Raw genomic sequence first — 23,353 nt, 5'->3', positions numbered from 1 at the left:
CCATGCAGCGCGCCTACATCGACTACGCGATGGCCGTCATCGTCGGCCGCGCGCTGCCCGACGTACGCGACGGCTTGAAGCCGGTGCACCGCCGGGTGCTCTACGCGATGTACGACGGCGGCTACCGGCCCGACCGCGGGTTCTCCAAGTGCTCGCGCGTCGTCGGTGACGTCATGGGTCAGTACCATCCCCACGGCGACACGGCGATCTACGACACCCTGGTCCGTCTCGCCCAGCCGTGGGTGATGCGCGCGCCGCTGGTCAACGGCCAGGGCAACTTCGGCTCGCCGGGCAACGACTCCGCCGCGGCCATGCGGTACACCGAGTGCCGGATGGCGCCGCTGGCCCTGGAGATGGTCCGCGACATCGAGGAAGAGACCGTCGACTTCCAGCCGAACTACGACGGTCGCTCCGAGGAGCCCGTCGTACTGCCGGCACGGTTCCCGAACCTGCTCGTCAACGGCTCGGCCGGCATCGCGGTCGGCATGGCCACCAGCATCCCGCCGCACAACCTGGGCGAGGTCGCGGACGGCGCCCGCTGGGCGCTCGAGCACCCCGACGCCACCCGCGAGGAGCTGCAGGAGGCGCTGCTCGAGCGGATCAAGGGGCCCGACTTCCCCAACGGCGCGCTGATCGTCGGCCACCAGGGCATCGAGCAGGCCTACCGCACGGGCCGCGGCTCGATCACCCAGCGAGCGGTCATCGAGGTCGACGAGGACGCCCGTGGTCGCACCTGCCTGGTGATCACCGAGCTGCCCTACATGGTCAACCCCGACAACCTCGCGCTGAAGATCGCCGAGCTCGCCGACAGCGGCAAGGTGCAGGGGATCGCCGACGTCCGCGACGACACCTCGGACCGCACCGGTCAGCGACTGGTGGTCGTGCTCAAGCGCGACGCCGTGGCCCGGGTCGTGCTCAACAACCTGCTCAAGCACACCGAGCTGCAGACCAACTTCAGCGCCAACATGCTGGCGCTCGTGGACGGGGTGCCGCGCACGCTCTCGATCGACCAGTTCATCAGCAACTGGGTCACCCACCAGATCGAGGTGATCCGGCGCCGTACCGAGTTCCGCCTGCGCCGGGCCGAAGAGCGTGCCCACATCCTGCGCGGTCTGGTCAAGGCGCTCGACGCGCTCGACGAGGTCATCGCGCTGATCCGGCGCTCGCCCGAGGTCGACGACGCTCGCCAGGGCCTGATCGAGCTCCTCGAGATCGACGAGCTCCAGGCCAACGCGATCCTGGACATGCAACTGCGCCGGCTCGCGGCCCTGGAGCGTCAGAAGATCATCGACCAGCTCGCCGAGATCGAGATCGAGATCGCCGACCTCCAAGACATCCTGGCCAACGTCGCCCGGCAGCGTCAGATCGTCTCCGACGAGCTCTCCGAGATCGTCGAGAAGTACGGCAACGACCGGCGTACCCAGATCATCGCGGCGGATGGTGACCTCTCGATGGAGGACCTGATCCCCGACGAGGAGCTGGTCGTCTCGATCACCCGCGGTGGCTACGCCAAGCGGACCCAGCGCCAGGCGTACCGGATCCAGAAGCGCGGCGGCAAGGGCGTGCGTGGCGCGACGCTGCGCGGCGACGACGTCGTCGAGCACTTCATCGCGACCACCAACCACCACTGGCTGCTCTTCTTCACGACGGCCGGCCGGGTCTACCGGACCAAGGCCTACAACCTGCCCGAGGCGTCGCGCGACGCGAAGGGCGGGCACGTCGCCGGACTGCTCAGCTTCCAGCCCGACGAGAGCATCGCGCAGGTGCTCGCGATCCGCGACTACGAGCAGGCGCCGTACCTCGTGCTGGCGACGAAACATGGTCTGGTCAAGAAGACCCGGCTGGGTGACTACAACTCCCCCCGCCAGGCTGGCGTGATCGCGATCAACTTCCGCGATCAGCACCCGACTCTGGGGCAAGACGAGCTGATCGGCGCCGAGCTGGTCAACGAGGGCGACGACATCCTGCTAGTCTCGCGCAAGGGTCAGGCGATCCGGTTCCACGCCGACGACTCGCAGCTGCGTCCGATGGGCCGCGCGACCTCGGGCGTCACCGGGATGAAGTTCCGGACCGACGTCGACTCCGTGCTGTCGATGTCGGTCATCCGTGCCGAGCAGGTCGCGGCCGAGGAAGCCGCCGAGGCGAAGGCCGAGGCGACCGGGGAGTCGACGGCCGCCGGCGAGCTGCCGGACGTGAAGGAGCAGTACGTCTTCACGATCACTGACGGCGGCTTCGCCAAGCGCAGCCGGATCTCGGAGTACCGCCTCACCAACCGCGGTGGCCTCGGCATCAAGGCGATGGCGCTGGCCAACGAGGACCGTGGCCAGCTCGTCGGTGCGTTCATCGTGGAGGAGGGTGACGAGATCATGTCGATCACTCAGAGCGGCCAGGTCGTGCGCAGCCCGATCAACGCCGACTTCCGGCCGACCGGACGGTCGACGATGGGCGTGAAGTTCGTCGGTCCAAAGTCCGGGGACTCGGTCGCCGTGGTGGCTCGCTCCGTCGAGTCCCGTGAGGACGAGGAGGGCGAGGTCGAGGGTGACGCCGAGAGTGAGCCGAACGGCGGAGAATCGTCCGATGCAGGCGTGGGTGCAACAATCGAGGGAACAGTGAGCGAGACGGCGTCCGACGCCACCGACGCAGCCGCGCCCGAGACTGACGGGGAGAGTGAGGCCTGATGACCGACCGGTCCACCGAGAGCACCACTACTCGCACCGCCGCCGATCGTTCGACCACCGGTAAGAAGCCACCTCCGGGCTCGAAGCCCAACACACGGGGCCTCGGCGAACGGATCTCGTCCGCCGTCGGTCAGGCCACCGACGAGCACCGGGCCAACGCGGACCCGCGCTCGAAGACGGCAGCGAAGAAGGCCTCGCCGAACCGGAAGCCTCCGCGGCGTGCTCGGCTGCGACTGACCCGGATCGACCCGTGGTCGGTGATGAAGACGTCTTTCCTGCTGGCGATCGCCTTCGGTGTCGTCACGATCGTGTCGGTCTTCATCATCTGGTCGGTGCTCTCCGCGGCCGGTGTCTGGGACTCGATCAACCAGACCGTCCAGGACGTGGTGGGCGGCGAGGACGTCGGCACCTGGGACGTCGAGAAGTACGTCGGCATGTCCCGTGTCATGGGCTTCACCATGCTCGTGGCCGTCGTCGACGTCATCCTGATCACCGCGATCGCGACGCTGGGCGCCTTCCTCTACAACATGGCGGCAGCACTCCTCGGCGGTGTGGAGCTCACCCTCGCCGAGGACCAGCGCTGACGTCGTACACCCCGACACCGGCAGCGCTGGACGCCGTTTTGTCGGGTGCTCCGAGGGTGGGGTAACGTTCCCTCTCGGTCCGGGGCCTATAGCTCAGACGGTTAGAGCGCTTCCCTGATAAGGAAGAGGTCAGAGGTTCAAGTCCTCTTAGGCCCACCATCCCGGTACGCAAACCCAGCTCCATGGGAGTCACCATGAAGAAGACCCTGCTCCTCCTGGCGCTCGTCGGCGCGGCAGTCGTCGTCAAGAAGAAGCTCGACGAGGGCAAGCACGAGCAGGCTCTCTGGGCCGAAGCGACGGACAGCGTCAGCCGCTCCTGATTCACCTGCGGTCACTGACCGCATCGGGGCCTTGGCGCAATTGGTAGCGCACCTGCTTTGCAAGCAGGGGGTTAGGGGTTCGAGTCCCCTAGGCTCCACCACGAGAAACCGCAGGTCAGCCTGCGGTTTTTTCCCATTTCGAGCCTATCCCCCTGCTACCGACGGGTTCACTGCGGGGGACTGGTGGGGGAAGCGGGCCTTGGACAGCGATTCGACTGTCGGTGGCGAGGGGCACCCTTGGGCTCCAGGCAACCCCAGGAGGAACTGATGGCGCTCCACGTCAATGGCAGTTGGAACGGCTGGTCGGGCGAAACCATCGTCGAGCTGACTGACGGATCCGTCTGGAAGCAGATCGAGTACCGGTACGAGTACCGCTACTCCTATCGGCCACGAGTCGAGATCAGCAGCAACAAGATGCAGGTTGTCGGGATGAGCCGTCCGGTCCGCGTTCGACGACTCGCTTGATCAGAGCGCAGGGCGCTCGCTCCAGCAGCTTGTTGGCCCTGTTGTCGACTTGGTCAACGCGTACCGGGCGGTGAGACTGACTCGTGGCTTGGCTCGGCCGCCGCCTCCTCGAGCATCGGGTCGACAACGTCTGCGGTGGTCACCGAGAAGACAACGTCGGTCCTTGTTCCGCTCCGGTGCTCCCGGCCTGAAACTGAAGCGCCAGGGTCGAGGCTTGAAGTCCAGGCGCTGTCAACGACCTGGATCGGCGTCAGGCGGTCGGAGAAGGTCGAGTGACGGGGCAATCCGGCAGTGCGACCGAACCAGAAGTCCCATCGGCCGGTCGCAGAGAAGACACAGGCCGCTACGACGTCGAAGGCATCGACCGGATAGAAGCGTGAGGCAGGATCAGACTTCGATGAGCGGGTCTTCTGCACCTCGACTCGGAACTGGCCCGCGGCATTCAGCTTGGGGCTGGCGTTCTTGCACTCGACCCGCACTACCTCGCCTGCGACGGTGGTGACATCGAAGTCGTGCATGGCGTCGACATCCAACCGGCGAACTTCGGCGATGCCGGGATCTTCGCGGAGGCGACGCTCCAGATGGTGTTCAGCGACACCGCCGCGCACAGCCACAGACAGACGGTTCCGCCCCCCGATGATGTCCAGGATCTGCTCGCTCGTCAGTGCAAACTGCTCCTCGAGGACATGACGTCGAGCTGGCTCATCGGGTGCTTGGTGGAGCATGGCCTCTGCTGCAGAGAACCTCAGCGCAGGGTCAAGTCGTAGCGAAGCAGCCCGTCGCTCAAGGCGGAGGTAGTCGATGAACCGGTGGGGCTGGAATGCGACTACAGTCTCCAGGCTTGATGGCGACCGCGGTGCTCGGCGACGTGTCCCGCTTCGGTTGATCTTCTCCCACACGTGCCAGGACTGCGTCCGAGCGAGTTCGATCTCGGAGGCTTTGGCGTAGAAGGAGATCCCCATAGGCAGCGGATCCCAGAGTTGTGCGTCGAGTCCGACAAACACCTCGTCCTCGAGGTCGATGCCAACTATGAGACTGACGTCCACTCCAGCAATGTCTCGTGCGACGGGGTGTGGGCGTTCCCAGCTGTCTTCGGAGCCGTACCGAAGCTGACCGCGAACCTCGTCGGCGGGACGGTTGCGGATGGTGTTTCTCGTGATCCTGAACGGGTAGACAAGAACGCCGATGCGCTCGTCCGAGCTTGCCTGGATGCCCAGGTATACCGGGGCTCGGCTCGCGTCGCTCGCGTAGAGCACTCGCCCGCCTGACGAGCTCACGGCATTGAGCAAGAACGTATGGAGGTCGCGGCGGCCGCTCACGCGATAGACCTCGCCGACATCCCGGCCCGCGACCAGGTGCTCGTTCACCGCAGTTGCTCCCTTCGGGACTGCCGTACGGCATGTCGGTAGCTTCGGCAAGAGTGGTGGCGACGATACTGATTCGGTGGCTCGTTCGTACGGCGACGGGCTGCGCGGCAAGAAGGATGACGAGGTAGTTGATGCGTGAGGAACGACCTGTACTGAGCCTGTTCTCAGGGGCGGGCGGTTTGGACCTCGCCGTGGAGCGCGCCGACGCCGATCCGCTCGATAGTTCCGATCATGGTCGGGGACTCCTGTCCGTCGCAGTGGCAACTGACTACAACGAACCGGCGCTCGCAACACTCGCCAAGAATTTCCCACACACTCAGACTGCGGTCGGCGACATCCGTGAGATGTCGACTGCGCAGCTCTTGGACCAGGCTGGAGTCTCCGCGGGCGAGCCCGCCCTCGTCGTCGGCGGCCCCCCCTGCACTCCCTTCAGCAAGTCGGGCTTCTGGCTCGAACAGAAGCGCACGAGCAGTGACCCGAACGCGTCACTGCTCGACGAGTACGTGCGGGTCGTCCGTGAGTCGCGACCACGAGCGTTTGTCCTCGAGAACGTTCAAGGGCTGACCTACAAGACACACCGTGCGCAGTTCGAACGTCTTCTCCGCGGCCTGGGTGAGCTGGGCTACAACCCCCAGTGGAAGGTGCTCCTCGCCGCCGACTACGGAGTCCCGCAACTGCGTCGACGGGTGTTTGTCGTAGGCCGGCGAGACGGCGAAGCGTTCCAGTTTCCCGAGGCGACACACTCGGGATGGAGCGAGCGAGACCGCAAGGTCGATCTGTCCAAGCTTCCACACGTGACGGCCAGCGAGGCGTTCGCGGACCTGCCCTCGCTCGCAGTCGCGTCTGACGATGAGATCGTCGATGGCAAATACGGAGCTCTTGCGGCCGAGGTGCCACCGGGGCAGAACTACCTGTGGCACACAGATCGCTATGGAGGGCGCGATGTCTTCGAGTGGCGCAGTCGGTACTGGACCTTCCTGCTTCGGCTCGATCCCAATCGTCCGGCGTCGACCCTTCAGGCTCAGCCCGGGCCATGGGTCGGACCGTTCCACTGGGAGAACGTTCCTACCGCCACAGGCGTCGACCGGGCCCGTCGCCTGCGCGTCAACGAGATGCTTCGGCTGATGTCTTTCCCCGACGACTTTGCGATCGATGGGACGAGGGCTGACGTCCAGCGACAGCTGGGAAATGCAGTCCCAGTGGAGCTCGGCAAGGCCGTCGTCCGCGCACTAGTGACCCAGATGGGAATCCTCAAGCCGCGAAGCACAGCTCGCGCGATCGCACTCGGGTAGCGACCTGCGAACCCTCCACGGTGGGATGCGCAGAAGTCGAGCGGAGCGCAAGGTGGTCTGACAAGCTCCGACCATGCCCTACCCGAGTTGGCGCTACTTCCCCTCTAACTCTGCGCCTCCCGGGTGGGTTGCCTCCCTTATCGCCGTCTTTCGGGCAGCTGAGCCAACGATTTCTACTCAGAGCACCCGAACGGGTCTGAGTAGCGACGGCGTACTCGCGGTCCTCGCTCCGGGCCTGATCGAGCTCGGCTTTGAGGTCGAGGACGGCAAAGGACGGCTGGGGAAGGTTCGCCGACCGGTTCTCTTTGGAGAGAACGGCTTGCCGACCCTCACCTACGAAGTGGATGCGGCGCATGCCGAACACGGAATCGTTGTCGAGATCGAGGCTGGGAGGGGAGCCAGAGGCAATGCTGAATACCGCGACCTGGTGAGGACGAGTCTCATTCTCGACGCCAACTTCCTGGTCCTAGCTCAGCCGCTCGCTTATCGCTTTAAGTCCGGCGCGCGAGAGGGCACCGAGCACGCCTACTTGAACACGATCAATCTTCTCGACGCGATCTACACGAGCCGACGCCTCCGGCTTCCGTTCGACGGTTTGCTCCTCGTTGGGTATTGAGTGCGCAGCAGGCATGCTGTTCGGTGTGGTCTCGGAGTACACGCCTTGGGCCTCGTCCGCAGCGGTACGAGCGACGATGCGTGGGAACCGGCGTCGCGACACCGTCCCTGAGCTGGCGATCCGGCGAGCGGTGCATGCCCTAGGGCTCCGCTACCGCGTCGATGCTAAGCCGATTCCCGACCTGAATCGACGTGCAGACCTTGTCTTCACGCGAGCAAGAGTCGCCGTCTTCGTTGACGGGTGCTATTGGCATGGGTGCCCAGACCACGGAACGGTTGCAGTGACGAACGCTGACTACTGGACTTCCAAAATTCGGCGCAACCGGGCCCGTGATCGAGACACTGACGCCGTGCTCGCCGCACGTGGGTGGGTCGCGCTGCGGATCTGGGAGCACGAACCTGTTGCATCGGCCGTCGAGAGGATCGTGACCGCAGTCCGCCGTCACTAGTCGGACACGATGTCGATGGAAGTATCGACGCGAGCCGGACGTCCGGGGCTAGAGCCCCTATGCTGACTGAGCGGATGGGCTGGCCGGGCGACCGCGTCGCACTCTTTCGAGAGGCGTCGAGGAAAGTCCGGGCTCCACAGGGCAAGGTGGTGGCTAACAGCCACCCGGGGAGACCCGCGGGACAGTGCCACAGAAAAGAAACCGCCTCTCCTCGGAGAGGTAAGGGTGAAACGGTGGTGTAAGAGACCACCAGCGGACTGGGTGACCAGGCCGGCTAGGTAAACCCCACTTGGAGCAAGGTCAAGAAGTTCGGAGCCTCCGGGCACCGAGCGCGCGCACGTTTGAGGGCTGCCCGCCCGAGTGCGCGGGTAGATTGCTGGAGGCCGTCGGTAACGGCGGTCCGAGATGGATGGTCGCCCCTCTTCGGAGGACAGAACCCGGCTTATGCGCCAGCCCATCCGTACTACCGGGTTGTTCGGTGGCCGAACAGCGAACGGCATCAAGACGCCCGCAGTGAACCGCGGACAAGGGGCCCGGTACGTCGCTACCGTCCATCCGTGGCCTCCAACGAGAAGCAGATGAAGCTCCGGTACGCGGGCGTCTGCCGCTTCTGTGGGGCCGGCCTGGCGGTCGGCACGGAGGCGATCTACGAGCGCTCGATGAAGACCATCCGGTGCCTCGACTGCTCCCGCGCCGCCCAGCTGGTTGAGGTGCCAGCGAAGCGGGTCCCGAATCGAGCATCAGTGGTCGAGCCTGTGGCGACCGCGGAGTCGATCGACGTCGGCATCCCCGGCGCGTCTGCGCGACGTGAGGGCGAGCGTCGTCGTGTCAGGCGCAAGACCCGCGTACGCGAGAAGCATCCGAAGCTTGGCGGCCTCATCCTCGCCGCCACCCACGACCCGCAGTCGACGACCGCGTGGATGACGGGCGCCCTCGGTGAGGAGCGCCTCGGCGAACGACTAAACGAGATCTCATCCGACACCATGCGAGTCCTCCACGACCGCCGCATCCCCGGCACGCGCGCCAACATCGACCACATTGCAGTCACCCCGACCGGCATCTACGTCATCGACGCAAAGAAGTACAAGGGCCGGCCGTCGCTCAGGGTGGAAGGTGGCATCCTGCGCCCGCGCGTCGAGAAGCTCTTGGTCGGCTCGCGCGATCAGACCAAGCTCGTCGACGGCGTTATCAAGCAGGTCGACATCGTGTGCTCTATCGTCGGCGACGACGTCCCAGTCACCGGGGTCCTCTGTTTCATCGAAGCCGACTGGCCGCTCCTCGGCGGATCTTTCCGTGCCCGCGGCGTCGAGGTTCTCTGGCCGAAGAAGTTCTATCCGCGGCTCACCGCCGACGGTGCCTTCGCTTCCCAAGTCGACGCCCTTCACCGGAAGTTGGCTGCAGCGCTTCCTCTCGCGTGACAACGGTGGAGCAGGGACCTCTTGGGTACACCGCGCGAGTGCGAGTGCGGGTGCAGTTCAGGCAGGATCGACGCCCCAAGCATTTGAGCGATGCCTGTCGGCACCTGATGTGTGACGGGCCGAATGGCGCATCACCATGCAACGTCCGGCTGGAACAGGTCGTCGAGCCTGCTGGCAAAGCCAAGTGCTGGTAACGCTTGGTCTAGGAAGCCGCCCTCCGCAGAGCACAGCGCATGTAGGAGACCAGGCTGATTCGATCGCGTGCGGACAAGAATCGACTCCCGGATGCGATCGGTTGGTAGCCCACGTCTGTACGCCCATGCCCTGCCTCTTACCTCGGTTCGGTCATCCGGAAGGGGTGGTAACCGTCGGCTCGCGCTCGAAAGAACGATGCCTCCCAGGTCAGGGAAGTCATCAAGAAGCTGAGCGACCAAACCACTGAACGACATTGCCTTCTCGGCGAGCGGGAGTCGCTCAAAAGGCGTGAAGGGCTGGAAGAGCCCATGGTTCTCAACCCAGATCCAGGCTCCTGGTGCGGCAGATGCCTGCTCGGCCTTCACCCGGATCTTGGCGACCGCCCTCGCCCCCTGATCTGCCTCCAACAATGGCCCCACCAACTCCGTCCCTACCGGCTCGGGTCCTGGTGTGACTATGAGCGGTGCACGGTCTGCGTCGGTGATCGTGTGGGGCAGATGCGTGCTTGCCGTCAACTCCGCGGCAGCACGCATGAGTTCCTTCCAGGCGGACTGTTCGTGGCGATTCAGGCGTCCGGGGACTTCCCCGCTCCAGTGCACTAGATACCGACTCCCCAGACTGCGGAGGAACTCCATGTTCTCGTCGATGGCGTCGGACTGATCGCTGAACTCCCTCTCGACGAAGAGAGTCACGATCTCGACCGCCAGGCTCTCGGCACCTGTCTCGATAAGCACGTCGGATGGCCAGCTTCCGACGCGAGACTCGAACTGCACCTGATGGCCCAAAGACTGCGCAAGTGCTCCGAGCCGAAGTTGAGCCATCGCGTGCGTCAGTCGGCCAACCTTCAGATCACGCCTGAGCTCAGCGCGGAGACGACCGAGCCCGGCAACGTCTTTACTCTTGGCGAACTCAACGGATGCCCACCAGCGCAGCAGCTCGCAAAAGGCTGCCCGAGGACCGTACGGCGACAGGACTGGAGACAGTCTTGCCAAGGTAGGGACCGGCACGCTCAGCCTGTCGGGAAAACCCATGCACGCCGCCACCCACTCATCACCCAGGAAGGCGCGCATGCCAGACGTTAGGTGCGCCGCTACCGCCCTCCCCTGACTGGTGAGGTACTCGGCCGCCTCCGGCTTACCCACGATGCTGGGCCAGGTCGGCGCCCGGCGCCCGGCTTCAATGGCCATCCATTCATCGCGGTCCTCGTCATACACGGGACGGAACTCTCGCTGGACGGCCAGTGATTCGCGCTGTGCTCCTGCTGCTTGAGACTGTCCAGGGACGCTTCGAGGTATGCCTCACCTCGCCACTCGACGCCGCCGAGTCGGCCCCACTGAGCCGCGTCGTCACGCTCTCACCCCGATAGCCACGATCTAGCGCTTGTGTTTGCCAGGTTGGTCGGCGCCGGACGACGCGGCGCTCCCGCTCCCGCGTAAGGCAGGAGTGACGGTAGCTACCGCTTGGGCCGTGGCGGCAACGGCTGCGATGACTGCCGCGGCGTCGCCGACAGCCGAGAACGTCTCGTGCTTCTGAGGTTGAATTTCGAAGGTTGGCATGTGGTTGCTCCTAGGTCGCGGCAGAGCTGAAGACTGGCACGCACCACCGACACCGTGGCCAGCTGCAGCTCGGCGTCGTGAGACGTTGCGGCGAAACACACCAGACGAGAACCGCCCCTGGCAGCGCGCCAGCCCATCCGCACCCCTACAGGGCTAGCTCGGCGTCGATCGCTGAGCGCGTTCGGTCGTCGGAGTCGTGCCAAAGATGCGCGTACGTCTCGAGGGTCTCGCTCGGAGATGCGTGGCCTAGCCGCGCTTGCACCGTCCTGACGGACTCGCCGTAGCGGATCAGTAGGGACGCGTAGTAGTGCCGCAGCGCGTGCATGCCCGAACCGGTCAACTCGCTCAGCCCCGCCGCTTGAGCGGCGGGACGCCAGACATGGCCGAACGTCGATCGCGCGATCGGTCTCCCAGCCAACGTGAAGACGAGACCGTTCTCGCCAAGTTCCTGACCCTGCAGATGCTCGTTCAGTGCCTTGACCACCACACGTGGGAGCGGGATGATCCTGCGGCTCGACGTCGTCTTGAGGAGTCCGAGTGCGGTCGTCGGCCCGGGGAGCGTCCGGAGCTGGCGGTCCACGATCACGACCGGGTCGTCGCCATCGAGTTGTAGGCGGTCACGGGTCACGCCGAAGACCTCACCCTGCCGCATTCCGGTACCGGCGGTGAAGGTGACGAGTGCACGGAGTTCGTGCGGTACCTCGGCTCGGAGTCGGGTGATCTGCTCGGTGCGTAGCGGCACCACGAGCCGGCGCTCGCGGGTCGGGAGACGTGTTCCTTCGCACGGGTTCGTCACAAGCCGTCGGTCGCGGATCGCCGCGAGGAAGATGGAGGAGACGATGCCGTGGACCACGCGGACCGTCGAAGCGGCCAGCCCGCCAGCGGCGCTCAGTATGCACACCCAGCTCTGGATGTCGGAGTGGACGATCGTCACGAGCCGTCTGTCACCGAGGGTCGGGTAGACGTGTCGGCGCAGCATGGTCTCGACGTGTGCGCTGCTGCTGGCGCGATGGAGCCGTATCGATCTCCACATCTCGGCGTACTCCCGAAAGGTGACACCGTCTCCTGGCGGCTGAGTGGGGCGCCCGATCGTGCTCGGTGCGGTGACTTCATCAAGCCACTGCTGGGCGTCGTCCTGCTGAACGAAGTGCCGAGCGTGCTCGCGTCCGTTCGAGTCGCGGTACCGGGCGCGCCACCGGCCGTTGGGCCGTAGGGCCACGCTCCCTTCAAGCTCCCACTTCCCTCGTGTCTCTCGACGCCTCGTCGGCCAAAGCAGCCCGCGAGCTTATCCGGCCAGAGCTGAACCCCGGACCGGGTCCTCGGAAAGGATCGCTCCAGAAAGGTCCAGATGGTGAGACGTCGAACGGGGAGATCGCGAACGATTCGTCACCGATCATCACCGAATGTCACGGGCCGTTTCGGACTGTCACGGGCTGTCTCGGACGACGGAAATTCACTGGTTGACGCGCGGCTTGCCGCGGCTCACTGTGGTGGTCTGCTCGATGTCCCAATCTGGGTACCCGCGGGCGCGGATGGAGTCTTGATGTGAGCAGATACCGCGCGCGGCATTCGGGAGATCGCGATGGGCTTGGCAATGCACCTCGGTTTCGACGACCTCGATTCGCCACTGATGCGGGCGGTCTGCGGTTCATGGGCACGCTGGTGCACCGACGATCCGGAGCTCGCAGTGGTCGAGACGCTGACCGAGCTGCCTGAGTGGACACGCCACGCGTGCGGGGAGGAGAAGGACGCCGTCCTCTCCAAACTTGCTGGGCTGACGGCGTACGACCGCGATGCAGCGGTCGCGCTGGCGTGGCTGCTCCTGCCGGGGGCAACCAGGGTCGCCGCTGAGCTGAGTGACCTGCATCCGGAAATCGATGACTTGGTGGCCGGCCAGCTGTGGATCGAGGTGTCCGGTGCCCACCGGCTGAGGCCTCGCCGTGTCGCTGCGACGATCCTGGCGCGCACCCGACGAGAGGTGGCCGCCGAGCTGGGTGTCGGTGACCTCGCAAAGAGACGGGACCGCGTCTGGGCCGAGGCCGTTCGGATCGAGAAGGACGAGAACCTGCTGGTGGTCGCCGACGGACACGAGTCGCTCGATGACCTCTTCGATCAGATCACCGACCTGATGATCGACGCGATGGAGGCGAAGGCGATCAACGCCTTCGATGCGTGGCTGCTCTGCACACTGGCGCAACTCGCCGCACGGTTGGGCGCCGCTGGGCATCGTGGACGGATGGGTCTGACGACCCCGGCCGTGGTCGACGAGCTCTCCGACATCGTCCATCTCTCGCCGCGAGCGATCCGGCGTCGAACGACCACGGCCCTCGATCGGCTTGCCGAGTACGTCGAGGTTAGGCAGAGCCCCGAGCGACTCGCCGTGTGGCGAGCCCAGCACCCGAGCTGCGTGGTCACTCCGGCTGAGGAGATGCAGCTCGTGCTGGGGTCAGGTTCATCAGCGACCGCGTCGCCTCGTCGACCAGTTGCTGGACAACGGCGCTCACCTTGTCGGCCGAGACGTCGGTCCCGCGGACCTGGCGCTGCGTCTCGGCGTACATGTGCCAGGACTGCCACGTCGCGCGACGGCCTTCGAGTTCGGAGATGACCCGTGCTGCTGCCTCCTCCAACCACCGGCCCGTCACCCGTGGACGCGTCTGTGTCTCGGGGTTCAGCGCCGTCTCCACCATCCGCTCCAGGCCGAGCCGGCCAAGCTCCTGGATCGCTTCGGCCTGCCAGGTCGACCGCTGCTCGGCCTCCGAGCGTGCCTCGTGCTTCAGTGCGCGTGTCGCCAGATGGCGCGCTGCTTCAGTGCGAGCGTCTCCTTCCTCGTGGGTGGTTGGCCACGCGCCGTGGTGAAGTGAGCCACGAGCTCGTTGGTGCGGGCCTCGATGTCGCGCCGCCGGTGGGACCACCGCTCGCATAGCATCTCGTCGACGCCGTCGATCTCCCGGACCGTGCGTCTCCCCGATCCCCGCCCGGTGTCGACGAAGCGGACGCCCAGACGTTCAACGAGGTGGTGCTCGAGGGCGGTGTTGTAGGCCTCGGAGGCGGCGACGGCGTAGTGGTGCAGCACGGTGCCGTAGAGCGACAGCCACTTGCCCCGACGTGTCTGCACCTTGTTCGCGACCGCGATGTGCGTGTGTAGGTCGGGGTCACCAGCGCGGGAGTCGCCGTGGGTGAACCCTGCCGCGACCAGCCCTCGGGTCTCGACCTGTCGTGCACCGTCGGTCCCTTCTCGGGTAAAGATCGCGGTGGCTTTCCAGAAACACGAGGGCATCCGCGACGGCCGCGTCGTGCGCCTGCTTGATGGGGACGGCGACGTCAGGTGGAGCGACCACCCACAGCGTCGATACAGACTTCACCGGAGAGAAGGTCAGATCGAAGCCGGCCACCGCATCGGGCCGGTACGCGCGGCCGAGCGCCGGGCCGGTCACTGGGTGGCGGCCCTCGCCGAAGAGGTTCTTCATCTGCTCAGCGCTGACAGGGTCGCCGTGCTCGATGCCGTCGACTCCAACCAAGCCAGACCGCATCCCATCGCCCGGGTGCCTCGCCCTTCGCGGAGTAGTAGTCCGCGAGCTTCATCCGGCCCAGCTCCGTGGAGTCTGCGACCGCGACCTGCCTGGTCAGTTACTCGTACCCCGACCCGGCCGCCAGCTTCTTCAGGGTCATCGTCACGCGCCTCAAGGCCGACGAGGCCCGGCGAGTGGTCACCGCAGATCCAGAATGAAAGAGGTGTGTGGGGAAGCGAAGGGCGGATGCGGCGGCAGGGCAACAGGGGAGAGAAAGAGAGGCGGGAGGGTCGAAGGGCGGGAGCGGAGGGAGCGGAGGGAACGGAGGAAATTGAGGTGGCCACTGGAGTCTGGTTTGTGGCCTTTGTGGGGCGAACGTGCCAACCAGGCTGCCGCGTACCCAGGAGACCGAGTGACCGCAACCACCGGCGCTTCACGCCGCCTCGTCTCGATCACTGAGACGGCCGAGATTCTAGGTATCTCGCCGAAGACCGTCCGCCGCCGAATCGCGACCGGGGATCTCGCCGCCGTTCGCCTCGGGAGGCGAACTATCCGAATTAGGACCGAGTCGATCGACAAGATGATCGACGCGCACTCAGTCACACCCTGGGCATTGCGGAAGTGGCAGTGAGATGGACTGTGCTCGGGGTGACTTGGCAATCTCCAGCGTCTGTTCAATAGAGTTGGCGAGGACCAGAGGCTTCAGCTCGTCTGCCATCGCGGCGCTGGTAGAGGCTGAGGAGTTGATCGTCGGCCGGCAGAGGATGTAGCGCACTCAGTCCAATGGCAGTTGGACTGTCTTGCGGCGATCACGGGCAAATCACCGCTAGCCTGACCACGCCAAAGTCCAGAGGGAGACAACGATGTCCGAGAGCGTCCTCGTCAGCGAGACCGATCGTGATCAGCTGGTAGCACAGGCTGCGAAGGTTCGGTCACTCACGAAGAAGGCGCTCGACACCCTTCTCAGTGCACACTCGGATGGAGTGTGGCCCTATGAGTTGGTGGTGCCACCGGCCGCAGGAGCGAACGCCTTCAAGCCTGCCACGAGAGTCAACCCAGACCTTCCCGGGGCGACCAAGCAGGACGAATCAAGGTTGCCCCAGGACGCGGGCGCGGTGGGCGTTGAGACAGCAAGGCAACCCGAAACCTATTCGACCAGCACTCAGTCGATGGTTCTCCACGCACTAGCTGTGAGCACTGGTCACTTGACGAACAGCCGACTGGTTCCTGCAATCGAGGGCCGCACTGTCTCGGTAATTGATAAGAAAGACATGCCGCGTGCGGACGCCTGCCTCCGTGCTGGTCTCAAGAGACTCATTGGCGAGGTCGCCAAGAGCCCCCAAGATCAGCCCCTCCTCAAATCGAAGACTTGGGGTGAAGACGATCCACTGACACTCATGTGGCTCTTCGAGCTGCTAGGTGACGATAATGCGGCGATCGGGACACTCGACGCGGACGAACAACGACAGGTACAACAGATCCGTGACCGTATAGACGAATTGGCACTGTTGTTGGTCAGGCGGGCCAAAGCGACGCCCCTTGTCCCGCTCCTAACCTTCGATCCGCCGCGGCACACCGGTACGCACCACCCGTTTGTGCTCCTGCGCATCGTTCAACTCGCCTTGGCGCAAGGCCCGAGGCACGAGGCTCACGGAGAGGTGACAACTCCGCAGATTGAGGCCTTGTTCCGCGCAGCGCTGAACACCGAACTCGCAAACAGCAGCATTCGCGACGGTGGCTTTGACCCGGCGTCCTTGGTGTTCTCACTCGAAGGCCTTGTGCTGCTTAACGCAGACTCGGTGCGTGAAGAACTGGTTGACCGCGTTTTCGAAGTACTCCGTGGCGTACAGGCAACTTCCTCTCACTGGCGCCCAGTTCACCCCATTACGACGAACTGGCAGGGACTCATTCTCTTACCGCAGAGCGTGGAGGTCGCCAACTCCTTCTTGCGGATGTGCAGCTCGTGGTCAAACGGCGGATCGCTCTTTTCAAGCAACGTAGTAGCGATCCGGCAATACGCCGACTGGGTCTTAGCCAGTTCCATCTTCCTGCCTGACGAAGGTGGTCAAACTCGAACAGGATGGCAGTCGGAGCATACCTACCTTGCGAGTACGATCCACCTCTGGGCCACGAGCCAGTCAGTCCTTTTCCTCGAGCATTTTGCCGCGATGCTCGACATCCATGTGGCCGCTATCTCAAGGCTAGCTGCCAATATCGAATTCACTGCCGCCGGCAGCACGACCACCGAGAAGCGAGAGGCGAACTGGCACAAGGCAATGAGAGAGCGTGAGCCGCTCGCCGGCCTGGATGGAGACGGGGACCATCTCGTCTTCCGCCGCGTCGATGACGCGCTCGTCGAAGCGGCCAAGAGCAATAGCGACGACCAAATCTGGTCGATCCTACTTTACGGCCCGCCGGGTACCGGCAAGACCGCGTTCTCGCAGGCAATTGCCGATGCGCTGGGATTCGACTTCATCTCGATCTCACCCAGCGACTTCACCCGTGCTGGTGAGGCAGGTGTTGAAGCGCGTGCTCAAGAGGTATTTAAGGTTCTCGGCCTTCAGTCGAGGGCTGTCATCCTCTTCGACGAGATCGACCGACTTCTCTTGGACCGAGACAGCGAGGATTATGGCAAGCAAGGCGACTTCTTTCAATTCATGACGCCGGGCATGCTTACGAAGATCAACAGTCTTCGGCAGGCGGAGCGCTGTGTCTTCATCATTGCTACCAATTACGCTGACCGGATCGACAGCGCAATCAAGCGTCCTGGCCGGGTCGACGAGCACCTGCTCCTGCTTCCGCCTGATCTCAACCGCCGTCGCGCGATCATTCAAGATGTTGCGAATAAGGGCGTTGCCAATGGAGGCGCGCAACTAAGCGAGGAATGGATGGACTCCATCGCGAAGGCGACCCCGCTGTACATCTATAAGGAACTTGAAGCGGGCGTGCAACGCCTCCAAAAGGTGCTGATCAGGGCGGGGCAGCTAGATATCGATGATGCGTTCGGGTCGGCCCTGGAGAGGCTCCGGCTCGACACGCCGACGATCAGCTTGGACAGCTATTTCTATCGGTTCGACGGATTCGACCCCGAGCAGATCGACCGGGGTCCGTGGTTTGAGACGTGCATGCTCGCTTACCTACTTGCCGAAACTGAGTCGGAGGCGCCGAAGGACTGGGTGCGTACCGTTGTTAAGGCGAAGCGTGACCAACTGCCAGACGAGATCCGACAACTGCTGTCCGCCTGATTTCAGGGCTTAGGCGCGGCGCGCAGGGATTCCAGCGCCTCGCAGTAGGTCGCCGACGTGTGAGGTGATACCAACACGTCCGTGGACCTCAATGCCTCGATCTTCGCGCTGCGCCTGAGTAATGAGCTCCCGAAGGTCATCCAATGGCTGACCGGCCTTATACTGTAGCCAGCCATGTGCAGGTGATCCAGGATAGATAACGTCGTCCCCCGACACCCCGCCGGCGCGGTGAAGTTGGAGTACCCAAATATCATTGCCGTCATATGCCCACTCCAAGCTGACGGGCCCAAGCATCTTTACGAGGCTCCTCCACGTCTCGGCCACAAGCGACTCGACGACGGGCGGCAGATGCTCTGGCTCATGCTCGCCGAGCATGAACCGATCTCCGTAGCCGCGGACGCCTTCTACCGCTGGACCAAGTTGGTTTGTCCGCGGAGCAGCAGCGCCGCTGTAGTGCGCGTCGACACCCTCTTGGGCTAGGACGCTGGCGATTGCCTCGCCGGTCAGGTCCTCCTGTGCCAGAAGGCTGAATGGATCTACCCAGCCCCGGATAGTAGTGAACTGTCCGGGTGTTCGCGTGCGAGGTGCGGTTCTCAGCCACGTCTCGGACGTGCCCGTCCGCCGGCCGAACGAGAACGGTGGCAACGAGCGCGGGAAGACCTTGGTCGAGGGGACCGGCCAGCCGAACAGGTCGGCAACCAGCAGGCCGAACACCTTATCGCCAATGAGATGACTGAATGGATTCGGCCAGTCAATTGTCGCACTGAGTGCAGCGCTGTCCGTTCTTGAGGTCTCCCAGATAATTACGTGGGAATGCTGGACGCCTACACGCATCGGATGCACAGAAAACTCTATGCGTCGGCCCGCGGTCGGACCGAAGTCGATGTCAAACCCGTACACGGCTTCCAACAGCCTGGTCCCCACCTCGGCTGGGAGAGTGAGGTGATGGGCGTCTTCCACGGCGCGGGGAGTGTCGCCCGGAGCGAACTCGATTACGCCGCCTTGGTACACCCCCGAGACGCCGCCGTCGCTGACGTCGATCGTCTCATTCACGATGGTGTAGTAGCCGTCGCGGGCCAACTGCCGCACGGTCTGGGCGGCTGAGTCGATGTCCGTGAGACCGTAGTGAAACGGGTTGCCACTAAGCCGATCGGGCTTGAAGGAGCGCACGTTCACCGAGTTCGACGCCGAGGCATCCATAACGAGCTTAACTAGCGGCTCGACCGATTCGCTGGCCAGTCCTGCGCCATCGCCCTGCCTTGCTCGGAGCACCAAGTGGCGGGCTTCCGGGGGAGCCCCTGGACCGAAGCTTACGAACTGGGCGACGTTGGACGTCCCCTGGAGCGCAACCAGCGTGTCGTCCTTGAGACTCATGTTGCCTCGCCGCTTGCGTGGGACAGGATCTCGACGGCCTCCATAAGGCTGGTCGGCTCTAGGCCAAGTTCCTTGATGTGCGCGATTGCCTGCCGTGAGTGTTGGAGCCCGTCGTGAAGCGACAAGGGCGCGAAGGTGTGATCGACCACGGACAGCCCGTCAGTGACCGCCTTTGCGAACTCATGGGTGCAACCAGTGCTGTAGGCCCAGCCTGGGCTAAGCAGCACCTGCCCTGCAGCTCGTTCGATGAACCCGAGCCAGAAACTGATGTACTGCGCTTGGCTCCAGGTTGCGACCACGAGGTTCGCGGGGTTGATGAAGTTGTGCTCCGGCAGTCGGCTGTTCGCCTCAACGATGGTCTCGGCAGTGATCGCCGCGTTGTGCGCGATCGCATGGTCGCGCACGACGTCGAGCAGACCGGACTCGATGTCTTCGATGCGGCCGTGGGCGCCGCGACGGGCCAACTCCTCGTAGAACCAGGGACCCGTGGTGATTGGCGTGCTGACATAGACCGTCTTGGGTCTGTAGAACGTCACACCGTCTAAGAATGTGAGCAGCGCAGCCGCCACTGGGTCACCCCCGCCGCTGGGAGCGGCCGCAATCGTCCACGCAGTGGACTCAGTCGTCATCGAAGCCGCCCTGGTCATGACACCGTTCCTCGTCGCATAGCGCACCATAGACCGGTGCCCCTGTGGAGCGCCTGGGGAACACTCGCACCAAAACTGTGGATACCGCCACGGTTCCCGGCCTCCTGCTGTGGACTGTGGTCTGACTGCCAGTATCGCCCCCGTGCCGCAGCGAGTAATCCACAGGCTCGGCGATTGTGGATAACTTTGTCCCGGAGTCATCTGGTGGATGCGACGGGTCCGTTCCGTCTCCCGGTGAGGCAGGTGGTCGTGGCCAAGCCTTGCCAGGTTCGCGTGCTTACGAGAGTTTCGCACCTGATTCACCCGGGGGATCCGAGTCGCTCAGTCTGCCCTCTGAGAGGCCTGCCAGGCGGCGTATGTGTCGCCGATCCTGTCGGCCAGCGACCTGTCACGATCGAGGGAGGCATGCTGGTAGATGGCCATCGCGGTCTGTGAGGCGTGACCGGCACGGGCCTGGAGCTCGGCGGCTGTGGCCCCGTGCTGGCCGGCGATCGTGAGGGCGGTGTGCCGGAGGTGATGGACCGTGAGGTCCGGACGGCCGGCTTTGTCGCGGGCTGGTCGGTAGCGGTCCATCAGGTAACGGGCGCTCATGTGGTCGCTGCGGTCGCCGGGGAACAGCAGTCCAGTCGGGCCGGGTGCGGTGTGCTCGAGCAAGTGCTTCTGCAGCATCGGCAGGAACGGTGGCGGGGCATGCACGATTCGGATACCGCTCGCCGTCTTCGGGGCAGTGATCGGCCGGCCGCAGTCAGCGCACGCACCCGGGGCCGCGCGCATCCTGTTCTTGTCGACCTTCCGGGTGATGTCGATGCGACCGATGACGCCGTCGATGTCGGATCGGCGCAACTCAAGCGCCTCGCCCTCGCGTAGGCCGACGAATGCGGCGAGTACGACGAACAGCTTCAGCCGCTCAGGCATGTCGTCGATGATGACGGCCAGCTCGTCAAAGGTCGCCGGCCGCGCCACTCGCTTGACCCGGGCGTGCTCGCGCCGCGGATCTTCGGGGGAGCCCGGTCGATGAGTTCGTCTTCCTCGGCGGCTTGGAGCAGTGATCGGAGGAGCCGATAAGCGGCGGCGTTGGTGGCATCGGTCTTGGGGTCCAACGATCCGCGCCAGGACTTGATGTCGGCGAGAGTGACGTCGACCAGCGGCACCTCCCGGAAGGTCGGCAGGAGGCGCGAGTCCAAGAGCTGCCGATAACCGGTGAGAGTGTTCGGTCGAAGGGCACGCTCGGCGAGGTATCGGTCGGCATAGCCACCCACGGTGTTGAACGCTGCCTCGCGCTGGCGTCGCGCCTGCGCCTCTTCGCGGGCTCGAGGTGGCGTCCAGGTGTCCCGGTCGACGAGCGCATGCTCTGCGGCCAGCCAACCCTCGGCGTCCATCTTGGTGGCGAGCGTCCGGGAGTAGCGGGTGCCGTCGGGCATGGCGTACCGCGCCCGGTGGGTCACCTGGCCGGACCGGCTGACTCTTCGCTCGACCTCACCGAAGCCCCTGCGCCGCGCCATCTCGAGTCCTCCAACCGCTAACCCCCTGCTGCAATGGCAGGGACACTACGCTGCGGGGGACTGATGGGGGAAACGTGGGACAAAGACGTCTCCAGATGACCACTTCTGACCCGCACCTTTACGCTCTTCGACCGGTCTCGGGAGGCGTCTGGCGCTGCTTTGCAAGCAGGGGGTTAGGGGTTCGAGTCCCCTAGGCTCCACTACGAGAAGTCGCAGGTCCCCTGCGGCTTCTTCCACTTCTGGCCCACCCGCCTGCTCACACTCGTTGTCCTGAGGGGGCGCTTCACGTCAACGGCAGTTGGACCGGCTGGTCGGGGGGCACCATCGTCGAGCTGACCGATGGACCGTCCGGAAGCAGCTCCCCGCCGTCGGCCGCGGTGGCGCCCTCGACCTCGCCGCACGCTGGGTGCGACCCGAAGCGCACCACGAGCTCGAGTCGGTCCGCCGGTTCAGCGATCCTGCGTACGCCGACCTCAGCCTGCTCATGCGAACCGGTGAGCGTGCTGGTGAGGTCTTCGACGCCCTTCTCAAACGTGGCGAGGTTGTCATCCATGCCAGCGAGGTCGAACGCACCGCGGCCCTGGCCGCGATCGGCGGCGACGGCGACCAACTCGTCATCACTGACGGGTAGAACGTCGAGTCGACGGTGATTGAATGTCCTGGTGGCCGAACCCACCGACGTCCAGCACCTGGTGAAGCAGCTGATGGCCGGCGCCAGCCCCGAGGAGAACAAGGCACTCCTCGACGCGCTGATGAGCGGGCAGGTGTCCAGCATCCTCGAGAAGCTGAAGCGCGAGGAGGCGCCGATGCTCCGCCCCGTACCGACCGAGGTCCGCGGGTTCCGGGCGCGTCTGGACCTGCACGGCGCGAAGCCGCCGGTCTGGCGGCGACTCGAGCTGCCCGGTGACCTTCCCCTGCCGCGGCTGCATGACGTGATCCAGGCGGCGATGGGATGGTACGACAGCCACCTGCACCGGTTCCGCACCGGCCACGACCACCGCTCGCCGTACTTCGTCACGCACTTCGACCTCGAGGAGGGCGACGACGGGACGCTCGAGGACGACGTACGGCTCGACCAGCTCCTCGCCGAGAAGGGCGACGAGCTCTGGTACGAGTACGACTTCGGCGACGGCTGGGACCACAAGCTGGTGGTCGAGGAGGTGCTCGACGCGTCACCCCCGACCGTGCGCTGCACCGGCGGACGGATGGCCTGCCCGCCCGAGGACTGCGGCGGCATCGGCGGCTACGAGGAGCTCGCTGCCTGGGTCCGCAGCGGGCACGACGATGCCCAACTCCCCGGGGTCTTCGACAACGCGGCGCACGCCCACGACTGGCTGCCGATCGACTGGCACCCCGACCAATTCGACGTCGAGGAGACCAACGCCGCGCTCACGAGCGCGGCCGCCCAGCCGGTCGCGGTCACCGGGGAACTGGCGGAGCTGGCCGAGCAGCTCGAACAGCGCGGCAACCGCCTGCTGCGACAGGTGCTGGGCCGCCCGCTCTCCCACGGGCCGACCGACGTCACCGAGGCCGAGGCCACCCGGCTCACCGAGACCTACCGCATCTTCCTCGACATCATCGGCGACGGCGTCACACTGACCGACGCGGGCTACCTCCCACCCGCGGTGGTCGAGCAGGTCGCCGAACGCACCGGCATCGCCGACTGGTGGATCGGCAAGGCCAACCGGGAGGATCTCACCTTCCCGGTCGCAGGCATCCGCACCACAGCGCGCGCCCTCGGGCTGGTCAGCGTCCGCAAAAGCCGACTGAGCCCGACCGCCGCCGCCATCCGGTGTGGCCCTGACCCGCAGGCACTGTGGCATCACATCGTCGACCGACTCCCCTTGGGCACCAAGGACGCCGAGCGCCAGGCGGCCTGGATGGCACTCGCTGTGACCGGCAGCGGCGTACCGGCCCAGGAATGGCGCGGCGAGATCAGCGAGCTGCTCTTCGCGCTCGGCTGGCACAGCGGACGCGACCGGTTCTCGCCTCCGCCGGCCAACAGCGCGACCCTCGGCGTTCTCGAGCAACTCGCAGGAGCGGCACGAAGCCGCTGGGGCGAGACCAAGGGCGTCGACCTGGCCGTCGCGGCTACCGCGCGTGCGGCGATCCGACGTACCTGACCCATTGATGGCCT

At 65.1% G+C, this 23,353-nt stretch carries 23 protein-coding genes, 3 tRNA genes, 1 other RNA gene and 1 pseudogene; 16 read left to right on the top strand and 12 right to left on the bottom strand.

Annotated features, from left to right (window positions below):
* The first annotated feature begins 2 nt into the window (after nucleotides 1–2).
* The 6 genes from gyrA (at nucleotide 3) to ABEA33_RS18070 (ending at nucleotide 4,047) form a co-directional block, all read left to right on the top strand.
* Nucleotides 3–2,678: a DNA gyrase subunit A gene (gyrA, locus tag ABEA33_RS18095; protein WP_425577449.1), complete on the top strand. Its 2,676-nt coding sequence runs from the start codon at nucleotides 3–5 to the stop codon at nucleotides 2,676–2,678.
* A complete protein-coding gene (locus tag ABEA33_RS18090) occupies nucleotides 2,678–3,262 on the top strand; it encodes a DUF3566 domain-containing protein (RefSeq protein ID WP_345528312.1) in 585 nt (194 codons plus the stop codon). Before gyrA ends, ABEA33_RS18090 begins: the two co-directional genes overlap by 1 nt.
* Before the next feature lie 82 nt (nucleotides 3,263–3,344).
* Nucleotides 3,345–3,421 (top strand) — tRNA-Ile (locus ABEA33_RS18085).
* A 35-nt stretch (nucleotides 3,422–3,456) separates the two neighbouring features.
* Nucleotides 3,457–3,582, top strand: coding sequence for a DLW-39 family protein (locus ABEA33_RS18080; protein WP_345528311.1), 126 nt, complete (start codon nucleotides 3,457–3,459; stop codon nucleotides 3,580–3,582).
* A gap of 25 nt (nucleotides 3,583–3,607) precedes the next feature.
* Nucleotides 3,608–3,683, top strand: a tRNA-Ala gene (locus ABEA33_RS18075).
* Between the two features lie 166 nt (nucleotides 3,684–3,849).
* Nucleotides 3,850–4,047, top strand: coding sequence for a hypothetical protein (locus ABEA33_RS18070; protein ID WP_345528310.1), 198 nt, complete (start codon nucleotides 3,850–3,852; stop codon nucleotides 4,045–4,047).
* 53 nt (nucleotides 4,048–4,100) lie between these two features.
* On the opposite strand, the gene ABEA33_RS18065 is transcribed toward ABEA33_RS18070, so the two are convergent.
* Nucleotides 4,101–5,414 carry a hypothetical protein gene (locus ABEA33_RS18065; RefSeq protein WP_345528309.1) on the bottom strand — a complete coding sequence of 438 codons (1,314 nt, stop codon included), beginning with the start codon at nucleotides 5,412–5,414 and terminating at the stop codon, nucleotides 4,101–4,103.
* A gap of 131 nt (nucleotides 5,415–5,545) precedes the next feature.
* Here ABEA33_RS18065 and ABEA33_RS18060 point away from each other — a divergent pair, with 131 nt between their 5' ends.
* From ABEA33_RS18060 to ABEA33_RS18040, 5 genes are all read left to right on the top strand, one after another.
* A complete protein-coding gene (locus tag ABEA33_RS18060) occupies nucleotides 5,546–6,706 on the top strand; it encodes a DNA cytosine methyltransferase (protein WP_345528308.1) in 1,161 nt (386 codons plus the stop codon).
* Nucleotides 6,707–6,779: 73 nt separating this feature from the next.
* Nucleotides 6,780–7,322, top strand: coding sequence for a hypothetical protein (locus tag ABEA33_RS18055; RefSeq protein ID WP_345528306.1), 543 nt, complete (start codon nucleotides 6,780–6,782; stop codon nucleotides 7,320–7,322).
* A gap of 13 nt (nucleotides 7,323–7,335) precedes the next feature.
* Nucleotides 7,336–7,770: a very short patch repair endonuclease gene (locus ABEA33_RS18050; RefSeq protein WP_345528304.1), complete on the top strand. Its 435-nt coding sequence runs from the start codon at nucleotides 7,336–7,338 to the stop codon at nucleotides 7,768–7,770.
* 75 nt (nucleotides 7,771–7,845) lie between these two features.
* An RNA gene (rnpB, locus tag ABEA33_RS18045) (RNase P RNA component class A) lies at nucleotides 7,846–8,231 on the top strand.
* 96 nt (nucleotides 8,232–8,327) lie between these two features.
* Nucleotides 8,328–9,188: a nuclease-related domain-containing protein gene (locus ABEA33_RS18040; protein ID WP_345528302.1), complete on the top strand. Its 861-nt coding sequence runs from the start codon at nucleotides 8,328–8,330 to the stop codon at nucleotides 9,186–9,188.
* Nucleotides 9,189–9,319: 131 nt separating this feature from the next.
* On the opposite strand, the gene ABEA33_RS18035 is transcribed toward ABEA33_RS18040, so the two are convergent.
* The 7 genes and pseudogenes from ABEA33_RS18035 to ABEA33_RS18010 form a co-directional block, all read right to left on the bottom strand.
* A complete protein-coding gene (locus ABEA33_RS18035) occupies nucleotides 9,320–10,597 on the bottom strand; it encodes a hypothetical protein (RefSeq protein ID WP_345528300.1) in 1,278 nt (425 codons plus the stop codon).
* Between the two features lie 487 nt (nucleotides 10,598–11,084).
* Nucleotides 11,085–11,918: a tyrosine-type recombinase/integrase gene (locus ABEA33_RS18030; RefSeq protein WP_345528299.1), complete on the bottom strand. Its 834-nt coding sequence runs from the start codon at nucleotides 11,916–11,918 to the stop codon at nucleotides 11,085–11,087.
* 135 nt (nucleotides 11,919–12,053) lie between these two features.
* Nucleotides 12,054–12,158: pseudogene (locus tag ABEA33_RS27585) on the bottom strand (hypothetical protein); the annotation flags it as partial.
* 429 nt (nucleotides 12,159–12,587) lie between these two features.
* On the bottom strand, nucleotides 12,588–13,226 hold the full coding sequence (locus tag ABEA33_RS18025) for a hypothetical protein (protein WP_345528298.1): 639 nt from the start codon (nucleotides 13,224–13,226) through the stop codon (nucleotides 12,588–12,590).
* A gap of 124 nt (nucleotides 13,227–13,350) precedes the next feature.
* Nucleotides 13,351–13,623: a hypothetical protein gene (locus tag ABEA33_RS18020; protein WP_345528297.1), complete on the bottom strand. Its 273-nt coding sequence runs from the start codon at nucleotides 13,621–13,623 to the stop codon at nucleotides 13,351–13,353.
* Nucleotides 13,624–13,712: 89 nt separating this feature from the next.
* Complete coding sequence (locus tag ABEA33_RS18015; RefSeq protein ID WP_345528636.1) at nucleotides 13,713–14,135, bottom strand: relaxase domain-containing protein; 423 nt, start codon at nucleotides 14,133–14,135, stop codon at nucleotides 13,713–13,715.
* Nucleotides 14,092–14,457: a relaxase domain-containing protein gene (locus ABEA33_RS18010; protein WP_345528296.1), complete on the bottom strand. Its 366-nt coding sequence runs from the start codon at nucleotides 14,455–14,457 to the stop codon at nucleotides 14,092–14,094. The genes ABEA33_RS18015 and ABEA33_RS18010 overlap by 44 nt, the downstream gene beginning before the upstream one ends.
* On the opposite strand from ABEA33_RS18010, the gene ABEA33_RS18005 reads away from it, so the two are divergent.
* Together ABEA33_RS18005 and ABEA33_RS18000 are read left to right on the top strand one after the other, a co-directional pair.
* Complete coding sequence (locus tag ABEA33_RS18005; protein WP_345528295.1) at nucleotides 14,438–15,079, top strand: helix-turn-helix domain-containing protein; 642 nt, start codon at nucleotides 14,438–14,440, stop codon at nucleotides 15,077–15,079. The genes ABEA33_RS18010 and ABEA33_RS18005 overlap by 20 nt on opposite strands.
* A gap of 232 nt (nucleotides 15,080–15,311) precedes the next feature.
* Nucleotides 15,312–17,693, top strand: coding sequence for an ATP-binding protein (locus ABEA33_RS18000; protein ID WP_345528294.1), 2,382 nt, complete (start codon nucleotides 15,312–15,314; stop codon nucleotides 17,691–17,693).
* 9 nt (nucleotides 17,694–17,702) lie between these two features.
* On the opposite strand, the gene ABEA33_RS17995 is transcribed toward ABEA33_RS18000, so the two are convergent.
* The 4 genes from ABEA33_RS17995 to ABEA33_RS17980 form a co-directional block, all read right to left on the bottom strand.
* Nucleotides 17,703–19,067: a hypothetical protein gene (locus tag ABEA33_RS17995; protein ID WP_345528293.1), complete on the bottom strand. Its 1,365-nt coding sequence runs from the start codon at nucleotides 19,065–19,067 to the stop codon at nucleotides 17,703–17,705.
* Entirely contained in the window at nucleotides 19,064–19,603 is a 540-nt protein-coding gene (locus tag ABEA33_RS17990; RefSeq protein ID WP_345528292.1) for a hypothetical protein, read from the bottom strand. Before ABEA33_RS17990 ends, ABEA33_RS17995 begins: the two co-directional genes overlap by 4 nt.
* A gap of 432 nt (nucleotides 19,604–20,035) precedes the next feature.
* Nucleotides 20,036–20,629 (bottom strand): site-specific integrase, encoded by a 594-nt coding sequence (locus ABEA33_RS17985; protein ID WP_345528291.1) that lies wholly within the window; start codon nucleotides 20,627–20,629, stop codon nucleotides 20,036–20,038.
* On the bottom strand, nucleotides 20,614–21,216 hold the full coding sequence (locus tag ABEA33_RS17980; protein ID WP_345528290.1) for a hypothetical protein: 603 nt from the start codon (nucleotides 21,214–21,216) through the stop codon (nucleotides 20,614–20,616). The genes ABEA33_RS17985 and ABEA33_RS17980 overlap by 16 nt, the downstream gene beginning before the upstream one ends.
* 139 nt (nucleotides 21,217–21,355) lie before the next feature.
* Between ABEA33_RS17980 and ABEA33_RS17975 the strand changes: the two genes are divergently transcribed.
* The 3 genes from ABEA33_RS17975 (at nucleotide 21,356) to ABEA33_RS17965 (ending at nucleotide 23,339) form a co-directional block, all read left to right on the top strand.
* Nucleotides 21,356–21,416: transfer RNA gene (locus ABEA33_RS17975), tRNA-Ser, on the top strand.
* A gap of 206 nt (nucleotides 21,417–21,622) precedes the next feature.
* Nucleotides 21,623–21,847, top strand: coding sequence for a hypothetical protein (locus ABEA33_RS17970; protein WP_345528289.1), 225 nt, complete (start codon nucleotides 21,623–21,625; stop codon nucleotides 21,845–21,847).
* 31 nt (nucleotides 21,848–21,878) lie between these two features.
* On the top strand, nucleotides 21,879–23,339 hold the full coding sequence (locus ABEA33_RS17965) for a plasmid pRiA4b ORF-3 family protein (RefSeq protein ID WP_345528288.1): 1,461 nt from the start codon (nucleotides 21,879–21,881) through the stop codon (nucleotides 23,337–23,339).
* Nucleotides 23,340–23,353: the final 14 nt, after the last annotated feature.

The organism is Nocardioides endophyticus, from assembly GCF_039543845.1.
GTDB classification, from domain to species: domain Bacteria; phylum Actinomycetota; class Actinomycetes; order Propionibacteriales; family Nocardioidaceae; genus Nocardioides; species Nocardioides endophyticus.
The sequence above is the reverse complement of the archived record's forward strand: the minus strand, read 5'-3'. Positions and strand labels throughout refer to the sequence as shown.